Source organism: Acidovorax sp. SUPP2539, from assembly GCF_030158975.1.
Classification (GTDB): domain Bacteria; phylum Pseudomonadota; class Gammaproteobacteria; order Burkholderiales; family Burkholderiaceae_C; genus Paracidovorax.
This window is the reverse complement of record NZ_BQXJ01000003.1, coordinates 89,330-102,540: the sequence shown is the minus strand read 5'-3', so window position 1 is coordinate 102,540 and position 13,211 is coordinate 89,330. Positions and strand designations below refer to the sequence as shown.

The following is a 13,211-nucleotide window of genomic DNA, read 5'->3' as shown; positions in this document are numbered from 1 at the left end:
CGCTGGTCCTTGCCATCCCCCTCTCGCCCAACCCTTCCCCGAGCCCCCTTCTTGAACGCCACCGTGTCCCGCAGCACCGCCCCCCGCCCTCCATTCGCCGGCTCCGCCGTGCCGCGCTCGCCGCGCGGCTGGGCGCTGGCCGGCGTGCTGCTGGGCGCATTGCCGGCGCTGCTGGTCTTCGCTCCCGCGCAGTGGCTGGCCAGCGCCGTGGAGCAGGCCAGCGGCGGGCAGGTGCGGCTGGCGCAGGCGCGCGGCACGGTGTGGACCGGCTCGGCCCAGATGGTGCTCACCGGCGGCCGCGGCAGCCAGGACCAGGCCGCCCTGCCCGGGCGCCTGCAGTGGCGCCTGCGCCCGGCGTGGGACGGCGCCCGCGCCGAACTGCGGGCCGATTGCTGCACGCCCCAGCCGGTGCAGCTGCGGCTGCGCCCGCACTGGGGCGGTGCCCGCGTGACCGTGGCCGACGGCCGCAGCCAGTGGCCGGCCGCCGTGCTGGCCGGCCTGGGCACGCCCTGGAACACGCTGCAGCCGCAGGGCCAGCTGGCCCTGGGCACGCAGAGCCTTTCGTTCGACTGGTCCGCCGGCCGCCTCGTGGTGGACGGGCAGGCGCAGGTCGATGCGCTGGACATGTCCTCGCGCCTGTCCACGCTGCGCCCCATGGGCAGCTACCGGCTGGTGCTGCAGGGCGGGCAGGCGCCCACCCTGGCGCTGTCCACGCTCGACGGCGCGCTGCGCCTGTCCGGCAGCGGCCAGTGGGTGGGCCAGCGCCTGCGCTTCACCGGCGAGGCCACCGCGGCGCCCGAGCGCGAGGGCGCGCTGGCCAATCTCCTCAATATCATCGGGCGGCGCACCGGCGCGCGCTCCATCATCACCGTGGGTTGACCCTATGACTTCCTTGACTTCGCAACGCCTGCGGTTCGCACTCCACGCTTTGGCCGCAGGGGCCCTGCTGGCCTGCGCGGGCGGCACGCTCCAGGCCCAGACGGCCGTGGGCACCGGCACCAGCAGCGTGCGCGCCGGCGAGCCGGTCACGCTGAACTTCGCCAACGCCGAGATCGAGGCCGTGGCACGCACCATGGCCACCATCACCGGCCGCAACGTGGTGGTGGACCCGCGCGTGAAGGGCCAGCTCACCCTGGTGACCGAACGCGCGGTGACGCCCGCGGCCGCCTTCCAGCAGTTTCTGGCCGCGCTGCGGCTGCAGGGCTTCACGGTGGTGGAGGCCGCGGGCCTGTACAAGGTCGTGCCCGAGGCGGATGCCAAGCTGCAGGCCGGCAGCGTGAACGTGTCGGAAAGCGGCCTCGGCGGCACGCGCGGCGGCGGGCAGATCGTCACGCAGATCTTCAAGCTCAACTTCGAGAACGCGGCCAACCTGGTGCCGGTGCTGCGCCCGCTCATCAGCCCCAACAACACGATCAACGTGAACCCCGGCAACAACTCGCTGGTGATCACCGACTACGCCGACAACCTGCAGCGCCTGGCGCGCATCGTGGCGGCCATGGATGTCTCCAACGCCAGCGACGTGGAAGTGATCCCGCTGCAGAACGCGCTGGCCACCGAACTGGCGCCGCTGGTGTCGCGCCTGCTGGAGGGCAGCGGCACGGCCGCCGGGGCCGTTCCGGCCGTGGCCCAGGGGCAGTCGGACACGTCGTTCCGCACCACGCTGCTGGCCGAGCCGCGCAGCAACTCGCTCATCCTGCGCGCGGCCAACCCGGCGCGCCTGGCGCTCGTGCGGTCGCTGGTGCAAAAGCTAGACCAGCCCGCCACGCCCGGCAGCAGCGCCGCGGGCGGCAACATCCATGTGGTGTACCTCAAGAACGCTGACGCCACCAAGCTTGCGGCCACGCTGCGCGCCGCGCTGTCGGCGGCCACGGGCAGCGGATCGTCGAGCGGGGGCGCCAGCTCCAGCACCTCCGCGGGCACCGGCATGGGCCTGGGCTCGACCGGGCTGGGCGGCGGCATGTCGCCGTCCGGGGGCAGCAGTTCCATGGGCAACAACTCCACATTCGGAGGCAGCGGAAGCAGTAGCAGCGGCGGGGGGCTGGGCAGCAACGCCAGCCTGGGCAACTCCGGTAACAGCAACCAGCCATCCACCGGTGGGCAGATCCAGGCCGACCCGACGACCAATTCGCTCATCATCTCCGCGCCCGAGCCGCAATTCAGGCAACTGCGCGCGGTCATCGACCAGCTCGACGGCCGGCGTGCCCAGGTGCTGGTGGAAAGCCTGATCGTCGAGGTATCCGCCAATAAGGTCGCTGAATTCGGCATCCAGTGGCAAGGCGTGATGGGCAACTACGGCAATGGCACGGTCGGGGTTTTGGGCACGAATTCGACCCAGGGCGGGGGTGCCAACATTCTCAATCTGGCCCTCGCCGCCGCATCTGGCAATACGACGACGATCGCCAGCAGCGCAGCCAATTTGGGCGCCGGCCTGAACGTCGCCATCGCACCGCGCATCAACGGCAACTACTACCTGGGCGCGCTGGCCAACTTCCTGGAGAACACGGGCGATGCGAACGTGCTCTCCACCCCCAACCTGATGACGCTGGACAACGAAGAGGCCCAGATCATCATCGGCAACAACGTGCCGTTCGTGACAGGCTCCTACGCCAACAGCACCGGCAGCAGCACCGTCAACCCGTTCACCACCGTCGAGCGCAAGGACGTGGGCCTGATGCTGCGCGTGCGCCCGCAGATCAACGAAAACGGCCTGGTCAAGCTCACGCTGTACCAGGAAGTCTCGCAAGTGAACGACGGCACGCTCACCGCCGCCAACGGCCCGACGACCAGCAAGCGGTCGATCGAATCCACCGTGCTGGTGAACGACGGCAGCGTGATCGTGCTGGGCGGCCTGCTGGAAGACCGCTACGCGCTGGGCCAGGACAAGGTGCCGCTGATGGGTGACCTGCCCCTGGTGGGCGGCCTGTTCCGCAACGAGAACCGCTCGCGCAAGAAGACCAACCTGATGGTGTTCCTGCGCCCCCTGGTGATCCGCGACGCGGCCACCAGCGACGCGGTGATGACCGACCGCTACGAAGCCATCCGCGCCCTGCAGCAGACCACGCAGCCCGCGCCCAGCACCGTGATGCGCAGCGTGTCCGAAGCACCAGTGCTGCCGCCCCTGCGCAACGACAACGCGCCCGGCACGCCCGTCGCACCCCAGACCCCGATGCGCACCGCGCCGATCGCCCCGCTGGCGCCCGAGCAGCGCGCCGTGCCCCGGTCGATGTCCGCGCCCGCCGACGAGTACACCGCGCCGCCGGAAAAGCTCAGCCCCCAATAAACGACCCATGCGCCACCCGCTTCCCTACGCCTTCGCGCGCACCGCCCAGCTGCTGCTCGAGGACGACGGCCAGACTACCGTGCTGTGGCACGGCCCCGCGCCCGATGCCGGCGCCCTGTCGGAGGTGCTGCGCAAGTACGCCGTGCGCGAGCTCATGCCGCTGGACGCCCACGCGCTGGCGCAGCGCATCAGCGCGGCCTATTCGCAGGGCGAGTCGAGCGCGGCAACGGTGGTGAGCGAGGTCGAATCCGATGCCGACCTCTCGCGCATGATGCAGGAGCTGCCGGCGGTCGAAGACCTGCTGGAATCGGCCGGCGATGCGCCCATCATCCGCATGCTGAACGCGCTGCTCACGCAGGCCGCGCGCGACGGCGCGAGCGACATCCACATCGAGCCCTACGAGCGCCACTCCAGCGTGCGCTTTCGCGTGGACGGCACCCTGCGCGAGGTGGTGCAGCCCAACCGCGCGCTGCACGCCGCGCTGATCTCGCGCCTGAAGATCATGGCCGACCTGGACATCTCGGAAAAGCGCCTGCCGCAGGACGGCCGCATCAGCCTGCGCCTGGGCACCCGCGCCATCGACGTGCGCGTGTCCACCCTGCCCAGCGCCCATGGCGAGCGCGCCGTGCTGCGCCTCCTGGACAAGAGCGAGAGCAAGCTGAGCCTGGAGGCCGTGGGCATGCAGGGCAACACCCTGCGCCGCTTCGACAGCCTGATCCACCAGCCGCACGGCATCATCCTGGTGACCGGCCCCACGGGCTCGGGCAAGACCACCACGCTGTATGCCGCGCTCGGCCGCCTGGACGCGGCCAGCAGCAACATCATGACGGTGGAAGACCCCATCGAATACGAGCTGCCGGGCGTGGGCCAGACGCAGGTGAACGCCAAGATCGACCTCACCTTCGCCAAGGCCCTGCGCGCCATCCTGCGCCAGGACCCGGACGTGATCATGATCGGCGAAATCCGCGATTTCGAGACCGCGCAGATCGCCATCCAGGCCTCCCTCACCGGCCACCTGGTGCTGGCCACGCTGCACACCAACGACGCCGCCAGCGCCGTCACGCGGCTGACCGACATGGGCGTGGAGCCCTTCCTGCTGTCCAGCTCGCTGCTCGGCGTGCTGGCCCAGCGCCTGGTGCGCAAGCTCGATCCGTCCGACCCCAGCGGCTACCGCGGCCGCACGGGCGTGTTCGAGATGCTGGTGGTGGACGACACGCTGCGCGCGCAGATCCACAACCAGTCTTCCGAGGCCGACCTGCGCGCCACGGCCCTGGCCGGCGGCATGACGCTGATGCGCGACGACGGCGAGCGCCTGGTGCGCGCCGGCATCACCAGCCCCGAGGAAGTGCTGCGCGTTACGCGGGACTGAGCGGGCAGGCACGCCAGAGAGCGGCCACGGCGTGAGGCATCGATTGCTATTATTTTAATAGCACGATGCCCTAGTATTGATTGCACTGACGGCCTATTCGACCCCCATCGCGATCGGCGGCCAGGGCAGGTCGAAATCCGGAGGCGGCCGTGCCTGTCGCCCGGCCGCTCCGCTTCAGCGCCCCAGCCCGCGCTTGAGCTCCTTGAGCAGCAGCACCACCTGCTTGGACGCGTGCTGGCAGCCCTTGAACGCCTGCTGCGCCAGCGCCATGTCGCCCGCCTCGGCGTGCCGCACCAGATCCGCCGCCTGCTGGTGGAAATGGCGGTGGCGCCGCGCCATCATGTCGAAGGCCGGAAAGTGGCCCAGCGCGATGCGCCCGTCCCCCTGCAGCCACTGGCCCAGTTCTGAGCAGCCGTCGTCCTGGATCACCTCGGGCCGCAGCCGCTCGTCGCGCGCGCCCTGCAGCACCTGCTCCAGCCAAGGCAGCCAGCGCTCGTGGCTGGCGATGGCGGCGTCGATGTCGATCTCGGCCAGCAGCTTGGCGGCCTCCTCGCCCATCACCACCAGTTCGCTGGCGTTGCTGTCGGGCAGCGAGGTCCAGTCGTCTTCCACGGCCTTGCCATCCGCCTGCGGCGTGAACAAACGGCTGAAAAATCCCATGGCTTCCTGGTCCTGGTGCGTGCCCCGCTCGGCCACGCCGCGGACTGCGGCGATGCAGGGGACAGGGACGGCGGCGCCGTCATAGCCTGGGATTATCGACGCTGGCTCAGCCATCGCCAAACTTGGCATTCGCGGCGCCCCGCACGGCGCGCCTAGCACCGAACCGATGGCCGCGGGCGAGCACAGGTTTGGCCGGCGCCCCACAATCGTCCGCATGACCTCTACGCAACGCCCCACGCAACGATTCCCCGCTCTTTCCATGCTCGATCTGGTGGCCGTGCGCGAAGGCGGCACGGTGGCCGAGGCCCTGCAGATCGCCGTGCGCACCGCCCAGCATGCCGAATCGCTGGGCTTTTCGCGCTACTGGCTGGCCGAACACCACAACATGCCCGGCATCGCCAGCTCGGCCACGGCCGTGCTGGTCGGCCACATCGCCGGCGCCACGCAGCGCATCCGCGTCGGCTCGGGCGGCATCATGCTGCCCAACCATGCGCCGCTGGTGGTGGCCGAGGCCTTCGGCACGCTGGCCGAGCTGTACCCCGGCCGCATCGACCTGGGCCTGGGCCGAGCGCCCGGCACCGACGGCCCCACCATGCGCGCCCTGCGCCGCGACCGCGTGGAGACCGAGCAGGACTTTCCGCGCGACGTGGCCGAGCTGCAGCGCCTGCTGGGCCCCGTGCAGGCCGGCCAGCGCCTCGTGGCCATGCCCGGTGCCGGTACCGAGGTGCCCATCTGGCTGCTGGGCTCCAGCCTGTTCTCGGCCCAGCTCGCGGCAGAACGCGGCCTGCCCTACGCCTTCGCCTCGCACTTCGCGCCGCGCATGCTGCACCAGGCGATCGATCTGTACCGGCGCCTGTTCCGCCCCTCGCCCACCCTGGCCGCCCCCTACGTGGTGGTCGGCGTGCCGGTGATCGCCGCCCCGACCGACGCCGAGGCCGAATACCTCGCCAGCAGCACTTACCAGCGGGTGCTGGGCATCCTGACGGGCAACCGCCTGCAGCTGCAGCCGCCGGTGGAGGACTTCGCGGCACGACTGTCGCCCCAGGAGCGCGCCGCCATCGGCGACTTCCTGTCCGCGGGCGTGATTGGCGGGCCGGACACGGTGCGCGCCGGCCTGCGCGAACTGGCCGAGGAAACCCGCGCCGACGAGTTCATGCTGGTGAGCGACGTGTACGACCCGGCGCTGCGCCTGCGGTCGCTGGACGTCGTGGCCGCCGCCAACCGGGCGGAGTGAGCGGCCGGCCCGGCGCCGCGCGCGACGGACGGCGCCGGGCCGGCAGGCGCATGCCGGCCCGCCATCACCGCGCGACACCGGCCTGCCACCGGCAGCGGCTACCATCACGCACCGCCCCGTTGCCCATTCCCCTCGCCGATCCCGACTGAACCGCATGCCCGCCTTTTCCTTTGAAGCCCTCGACGCGCAGGGCCAGACCCGCAAAGGCACCATCGAAGCCGATACCGCCAAGGCCGCCCGCAGCCTGCTGCGCGCCCAGGCGCTCGTGCCCATGGCCGTGGAGGCGCTCGCGGCGGGCCAGGGCCCCACCGGCGGGGGCGCGGCCACCTTCAGCCAGCGGCTCTTCACGCGGCCGGTGTTCGGCGCCACGGCGCTCTCCATCTGGACCCGCCAGCTCGCCGGGCTCGTCGCCTCGGGCCTGCCGCTGGAACGGGCCCTCACCGCCCTGGCCGACGAGGCCGACGACGAGCGCCAGCGCCACCTCGTGGCCACCCTGCGCGCCGAGGTGAACGCCGGCTCCACCTTCGCCCGCGCCCTGGGCGCCCACCCGCGCGAGTTCTCGGCCATCTACTGCGCCGTGATCGGTGCCGGCGAGCACAGCGGCAACCTCGGCCTGGTGCTGGAGCGCCTGGCGGACGACCTGGAGGACCGGCAGGCGCTCAAGGCCAAGCTGATCGGCGCGGCACTCTACCCCGCCATCGTCACCCTGGTGGCCATCGTCATCGTGCTGTTCCTGGTGGGCTATGTCGTGCCCCAGGTGGCGGCCGTGTTCGCCGGCACCAAGCGCGCCCTGCCCTTTCTGACCGTGGCCATGCTCGCCATCAGCGACGCGGTGCGCCACTACGGCTGGGCAGCGCTAATCGCTATTATTTTCATAGCATTCGGGGCAAGGTATGCCCTGGCGCAGCCGCGTTTTCGCGAGAGGTTCGATGCCGTGTGGCTGACCCTGCCGCTGGTGGGCAAGCTCGCGCGCGGCTACAACGCGGCGCGCTTTGCCGGCACGCTGGCCATGCTGGCGGGCGCCGGCGTGCCCATCCTGCGGGCGCTGCAGGCCGCCGCCGAGACGCTGAACAACCGCGCCATGCGCGCCGACGCGCTCGACGCGCTGGTGCTGGTGCGCGAGGGCGCACCGCTGGCGTCGGCCATGGCGCAGAAAAAACGCTTTCCCGGCCTGGTCGCCATGTTCGCGCGCCTGGGCGAGCAGACCGGCCAGTTGCCCGTGATGCTGCAGCGCGCGGCCACGCAGCTGTCCACCGAGGTGCAGCGCCGGGCGCTGCAGCTGGCCACCATCCTGGAGCCCCTGCTCATCGTCGCCATGGGGCTCATCGTCATGCTGATCGTGCTGGCCGTGCTCATGCCCATCATCCAGCTCAACCAGTTCGTCAAATAATGACCGGCCTGCCTTCCCTCCGCCGCCGGAGCCCTCCATGGCCATGACCCTGGACGACAAGCTCGTCGTCGCCATCTCCTCGCGCGCGCTGTTCGATTTCGAGGAGGAAAACCGCCTGTTCGATCCGCTGCAGCCGCAGACCTACATGCAGCTGCAGCTCGACCGGCTGGACACGCCCGCGCGCCCCGGCGTGGCGTTCTCGCTGGTCAAGAAGCTGCTGGCCTTCAACGAGCCCGGCCACCAGCGCGTGGAGGTGGTGGTGCTGTCGCGCAACGACCCGGTGAGCGGCATGCGCATCTTCCGTTCGGCCAGCGCCGCGCACGTGCCGCTGGAGCGCGGCGTGTTCACGCAGGGGCGCGACCCGTTCCGCTACCTGCGGCCGCTGGGCGCACACCTGTTCCTGTCCGCCAACGAGGCCGACGTGCGCCAGGCCCTGCAGCTGGGCTACCCGGCCGCGCGCGTGCTGACCGAATCGGTGCAGGCCAGCCACGCCAATCCGCACGAGGTGCGCATCGCCTTCGACGGCGACGCCGTGCTGTTCTCCGACGAGGCCGAGCGCGTGTACCAGGCGCAGGGGCTGGCCGCCTTTCAGCGCCACGAGACCGACAAGGCCGCGCAGCCGCTGCCCGACGGCCCCTTCAAGCCGCTACTGGCCGCGCTGCACCGGCTTCAGCAGGCGGCGGGCAGTTCGTCGGGCATGCGCCTGCGCACGGCCCTGGTCACCGCCCGCAGCGCACCGGCGCACGAGCGCGCCATCCAGACGCTCATGAACTGGAACATCGCCGTGGACGAGGCCATGTTCCTCGGCGGGCTGGACAAGGGCGGGTTCCTGCGCGAGTTCGAGCCCGATTTCTTCTTCGACGACCAGACCGGCCACGTCACCTCGGCGGCGCGGCACGTGCCCTCGGGCCACGTGAACAGCGGCATCTCCAACCCCGGTTGAAGGCCGTCGGCGCAGCGACCCCGCCATCGAAAGGCAAAGAAGCGCAAACCTTTGCAACCGCCGGTGAAACCCTGCCGCCCCCGATTGCAAAAACCCGCTGGCCCCACCATCTGTGACACCATGCCCCGAATGAACACCCCTGCCGCTCCCCTGCCGTCCCGTGTCCATGCCGCCCGCGCCGCCGCGGCGCCGGTGCAGCCCGGTGCGGCCGCCCTGCGTGCCATCGCGCTGTTTTCCCTGCTCGCCATCGGCCTGGCCTTCAGTGCCGTGGCCGCCACGCCCCCGGCCGCCGCGCCCCAGACCAAGGCGAGCGAGCCCCTGAGCAAGGGCGAAATCAAGGCGCAAAAGGAATTCAAGATGCTGGACTTCAACGGCGACGGCAAGCTGAGCCGCTCGGAAGTGGCGCTGTTCCCGCGCCTGGCCAACGCGTTCGACGACGCCGACACCAACCACGACGGTTTCGTGTCGTACGAGGAAGTGCGGGCGTTCGCCGCCAAGTACCGGGCCGAACGCGACCGCGCCCGGGCCGAAGAAGCGAAAACCCCGGCCAGCGCGGCCAAGCCCTAGGCGCCGTTCGCTACCGCACGGGCCACCAGACTAGGGGCTTTTTAGTCAAAATGGCCTCCAGCGCAATCAGCACTAGGGCATCTTGCTATTGATTGAATAGCAATCGTCTTACAGCCCGCCCGTTCGCTTGACCTTGGGGTCAGCATAGGTGAGGGGCTCGTCCTTGGCCTCCTGGGCCAGGCGCTCCTGCAGCGGGGTCTTGTTGAGTTCCTGCGCCATCTCGACGGCGCTGCCGCTGGCGCGCCACATCGACTGGATGAACTCGAGCAGTTGCTTGTAGATGGGCTCCGGCGGCGGCTCCTGTTTCTCTTCGACCGTGTCCTTCTTCTTCACCTCGGTCCAGTCGCGGTTGCGCGTGTCCGGGTCGGAGGGCTTGTCCGGCTCTCGCACGATGGCGCCCTCGCCCAGCCGGTCCATCGACTCGACGGGGTTGGCCGCATGGATGGGCCGAACAGGAACCGCGCCGGAGGCCCCCGTGGAATACAAATCGGCGCCCTGGGGACGCCAGCTCGGCGATCGGTCAACAGGTGGCATTTGCATGGCGGGGTCCGTTCGTGAAAGTGGAGCGGCAAGGGGAATTCATCCCTCGTCGTATTTCATAACGGCAAAAAGAAAGGGAAATTAAGGCCTTTTTAACGGATCAAGGCAAAAACCAGGGTTTACCCCTATCTCCCGGGCACGCCTGCGCCCCGCCACGTCGTAAGGCAGGGCGGCATCCACCGGCGCCGGCCCACGACCGGCGCGGCCGGGGTGCTATAGAAAACGCTCCAGCAGCCGGCGCGAGGGTTTGTCCAGCGCGGTCACATCGGGCACGCGGAACTGCACGCCGTCGGCCGAGGCGATCAGCAAGGTGGTGCGCCCGCCCAGCCGGCGGATGTCCTCTTCGGCCTTGAGCACCAGCTGCGCGGGGCCGCGGTCCGTCTCCACCACCCAGGTGCTGGGGGTGGAAAACCCCGAGACGCTGACCAGCCTCTCCAGGATCGGCACGAATTCGCGCGCATGAAGGTCTTCCTCGACCAGCGCCCGGGCGGCAGCAGGCAGGTGGTCCAGGTGCTCGATCCACTGCAGTTCATGGCCGTCCGCCCCGACCAGGGAGATGCCCTCGGCCGGCGCGGCGATGGGAAAGGCCCGCACCGGCACCACTTCGGCGTGCTCGGCGCCGCCGGGCTGGGTGAGCACCAGGCGGCCGTGGGCGTTGCGCTGCAGGCGGATGCCGGCCACGGCCGAAGCGGTGGCAGGGACGGCGGCCGCGGTGGACGCGGCTGCGGACAAAGGAGAAGGCGAAGCAGTCATGGGCGTGCGCTCTCTTTCAAGGATCAGGAGTTGCCCGCGGGATGGGCGGGGTGCAGCAACGCGCTGTCGATGACGAGGCCCGACGCCTCGGCGTCCTCCTCGGCCCGGCGGGCCTGGGCTTCGTAGAGGCGCCAGTAGGCGCCCTGCTTTTCCATCAGGGCGTCGTGCGGGCCGACCTCGACCACCTCGCCCCGGTCCATGACCACCAGGCGGTCGGCCTTGCGCAGCGTGGACAGGCGGTGGGCGATGGCAATGGTGGTTCGGCCCTGCACCAGGTTATCGAGCGCCTTCTGGATTTCCTTTTCGGTCTCGGTGTCCACGGCGGAGGTGGCCTCGTCCAGGATCAGGATGCGCGGGTCGATCAGCAGCGCGCGGGCAATGCTGATGCGCTGGCGCTCCCCACCCGACAGGCCCTGGCCGCGCTCGCCCACCAGCGAGTCGTAGCCCTGGGGCAGGCGCAGGATGAATTCGTGCGCGTGGGCGGCGCGCGCGGCCGCCACGATCTCGGCGCGCGTGGCCTCGGGCTTGCCGTAGGCGATGTTCTCGGCGATGGTGCCGAAGAACAGGAACGGCTCCTGCAGCACCAGCCCGATGTGCCGGCGGTAGTCGGCCACGCGCAGCCGGCGCACATCCACGCCGTCGACCTGGATCGAGCCCTCGGTCACGTCGTAGAAGCGGCTGATCAGGTTGACCAGCGTGCTCTTGCCCGAGCCGCTGTGGCCCACCAGGCCGATCATCTCGCCCGGCCGGATATCCAGGTTCAGCCCCTTGATGACCGAGCGGCTGCCATAGCGAAAGCCCACGTTGCGCATCGCGATGGCGCCCTCGACGCGCTCCATGGTCACCGGCTGCACCGGATCGGGCACGTTGCTCACGTGGTCCAGGATGTCGAAGATGCGCTTGGCGCCGGCCGCGGCCTTCTGCGTGACCGAGACGATGCGGCTCATGGAGTCGAGCCGGGTGTAGAAGCGCCCGATGTAGGCGATGAACGCCGCCAGCACCCCGACGGTGATCTGGTTGTGCGCCACCAGCCAGATGCCGAAGCCCCAGACGATGAGCAGGCCGATCTCGGTCATCAGCGAGACCGTGGGCGTGAACAGCGACCAGGTCTTGTTGAGCCGGTCGTTCACCTCCAGGTTGTGCTGGTTGGCATCGCGAAAGCGCTGCGCCTCGCGCTTTTCCTGGGCGAAGGCCTTCACCACGCGGATGCCGGGGATGGTGTCGGCCAGCACGTTGGTGACCTCGGACCACACGCGGTCGATCTTCTCGAAACCGGTGCGCAGGCGGTCGCGCACGTTGTGGATCAGCCAGGCGATGAACGGCAGCGGCACCAGCGTGACCAGCGCCAGCCAGGGGTTGATCGAAAACAGGATGGCCGCCGTCATCAGGATCATGAGCACGTCGGTCATGAAGTCGAGGGCGTGCAGTGACAGGAAGACGTTGATGCGGTCCGTCTCCGAGCCGATGCGCGCCATCAGGTCGCCGGTGCGCTTGCCGCCGAAATAGTCGAGCGACAGGCGCAGCAGGTGCTCGTAGGTGGTGGTGCGCAGGTCCGCGCCGATGCGCTCGGACACCAGCGCCAGGATGTAGGTGCGCGCCCAGCCCAGCCCCCAGGCCAGCAGCGCCGACAGCAGCAGGCCGCCCAGGTACAGCCCCACGAGGTGCACCGGAATCTGCTGGCCGTTCTGGTAGGGGATGAGGATGTCATCCATCAGGGGAATCGTGAGGTACGGCGGCACCAGGGTGGCCGCAGTGGAGGCCAGCGTGAGCCCGAAGCCCGTCGCCAGCTGCTTGCGGTACGGCCGGGCGAAGCGCCACAGGCGCAGCAGCACCCAGGTGGAGGTCTGCGGGGCCGGCGCGCGGGCACACGCGGGGCACTCCTCGGTGTCGGGCGGCAGCGCGGTGTGGCAGACCTCGCAGCGGGCCTCGTCCGCGGGCTCGGACTCGAGCGTGGCATCGTGCGGCATGCCCAGCGCAGCCAGGCGCTGGTCGAACTTCTGCAGCATGCGCAGGGCCTGCGGATGCGCGCCGAGGGTGAAGCGCCACAGCGCCAGGCGGCGCTCGGTGTCGTGCAGTTCCAGGGCGCCCACGCCACCGTGGTCGGACAGGCGCAAGGCCATGCCGGCGACCAGCGGCCACTCCTGCACGGCACCGCCATCGGTGCGCGACAGCAGGCGCTGGGAGGTCAGCACCAGCAGGCCGGGCGCGAAGCGCAGGGCCGGGCTCAGGTCAACCTGTAGCGCGGCCAGCACGTTTTCGTGGGGGGCGAGCTTGGCTCGCCATTCGGCCCCGTCGGGGCCATTCAAGACACTCGAGGCGTCCACAGGATGTTGATGTTGCATTTTGGTTGGTTTTTCCGCCCTGGACGGCCCGAGAAGCCAGCCCGTGCTCTGGCACCCATTCTCCCCGATGCTCCACAAGCCGGTTTCGCATCTGCATGTAACGCCTTCCCCACTGGCCACGCTGACATCCTCT

Annotated in this window: 11 protein-coding genes; 7 read left to right on the top strand and 4 right to left on the bottom strand. The window is 70.1% G+C overall.

The features are described 5' to 3' along the window. Nucleotides 1–51: 51 nt before the first annotated feature. From gspN to AVTE2539_RS11760, 3 genes are read left to right on the top strand one after another with little or no spacing between them, the layout of a single operon-like run. Nucleotides 52–879 (top strand): type II secretion system protein N, encoded by an 828-nt coding sequence (gene gspN, locus AVTE2539_RS11770; RefSeq protein ID WP_284396420.1) that lies wholly within the window; start codon nucleotides 52–54, stop codon nucleotides 877–879. A gap of 4 nt (nucleotides 880–883) precedes the next feature. Continuing rightward, a complete protein-coding gene (gene gspD / locus AVTE2539_RS11765) occupies nucleotides 884–3,280 on the top strand; it encodes a type II secretion system secretin GspD (protein ID WP_284410844.1) in 2,397 nt (798 codons plus the stop codon). Between the two features lie 7 nt (nucleotides 3,281–3,287). Beyond that, the gene (locus AVTE2539_RS11760) at nucleotides 3,288–4,649 is read left to right on the top strand and encodes a GspE/PulE family protein (protein WP_284410842.1); all 1,362 of its coding nucleotides are present in this window, start codon (nucleotides 3,288–3,290) and stop codon (nucleotides 4,647–4,649) included. 174 nt (nucleotides 4,650–4,823) lie between these two features. Here AVTE2539_RS11760 and AVTE2539_RS11755 read toward each other — a convergent pair whose 3' ends face one another. Continuing rightward, the gene (locus AVTE2539_RS11755) at nucleotides 4,824–5,309 is read right to left on the bottom strand and encodes a CZB domain-containing protein (protein ID WP_284410839.1); all 486 of its coding nucleotides are present in this window, start codon (nucleotides 5,307–5,309) and stop codon (nucleotides 4,824–4,826) included. A 214-nt stretch (nucleotides 5,310–5,523) separates the two neighbouring features. Here AVTE2539_RS11755 and AVTE2539_RS11750 point away from each other — a divergent pair, with 214 nt between their 5' ends. The 4 genes from AVTE2539_RS11750 to AVTE2539_RS11735 all read left to right on the top strand — a co-directional run bounded on the left by AVTE2539_RS11750 (nucleotide 5,524) and on the right by AVTE2539_RS11735 (nucleotide 9,443). Then, entirely contained in the window at nucleotides 5,524–6,543 is a 1,020-nt protein-coding gene (locus AVTE2539_RS11750) for an LLM class flavin-dependent oxidoreductase (protein WP_284410837.1), read from the top strand. A 154-nt stretch (nucleotides 6,544–6,697) separates the two neighbouring features. Continuing rightward, nucleotides 6,698–7,933 carry a type II secretion system inner membrane protein GspF gene (gene gspF / locus AVTE2539_RS11745; protein ID WP_284410835.1) on the top strand — a complete coding sequence of 412 codons (1,236 nt, stop codon included), beginning with the start codon at nucleotides 6,698–6,700 and terminating at the stop codon, nucleotides 7,931–7,933. A gap of 37 nt (nucleotides 7,934–7,970) precedes the next feature. Further along, entirely contained in the window at nucleotides 7,971–8,876 is a 906-nt protein-coding gene (locus AVTE2539_RS11740) for a 5'-nucleotidase (protein WP_272551189.1), read from the top strand. Between the two features lie 120 nt (nucleotides 8,877–8,996). Beyond that, nucleotides 8,997–9,443, top strand: coding sequence for an EF-hand domain-containing protein (locus tag AVTE2539_RS11735; protein WP_284410833.1), 447 nt, complete (start codon nucleotides 8,997–8,999; stop codon nucleotides 9,441–9,443). 108 nt (nucleotides 9,444–9,551) lie between these two features. Here the strand turns inward: AVTE2539_RS11735 and AVTE2539_RS11730 are convergent, their stop codons facing one another. From AVTE2539_RS11730 to AVTE2539_RS11720, 3 genes are all read right to left on the bottom strand, one after another. Further along, nucleotides 9,552–9,983 carry a hypothetical protein gene (locus AVTE2539_RS11730; RefSeq protein ID WP_284396393.1) on the bottom strand — a complete coding sequence of 144 codons (432 nt, stop codon included), beginning with the start codon at nucleotides 9,981–9,983 and terminating at the stop codon, nucleotides 9,552–9,554. A gap of 213 nt (nucleotides 9,984–10,196) precedes the next feature. Continuing rightward, on the bottom strand, nucleotides 10,197–10,736 hold the full coding sequence (locus tag AVTE2539_RS11725) for a cyanophycin metabolism-associated DUF1854 family protein (protein ID WP_284410830.1): 540 nt from the start codon (nucleotides 10,734–10,736) through the stop codon (nucleotides 10,197–10,199). Between the two features lie 23 nt (nucleotides 10,737–10,759). Beyond that, nucleotides 10,760–13,078: a cyanophycin metabolism-associated ABC transporter gene (locus AVTE2539_RS11720; protein WP_284410828.1), complete on the bottom strand. Its 2,319-nt coding sequence runs from the start codon at nucleotides 13,076–13,078 to the stop codon at nucleotides 10,760–10,762. Nucleotides 13,079–13,211 lie beyond the last annotated feature (133 nt).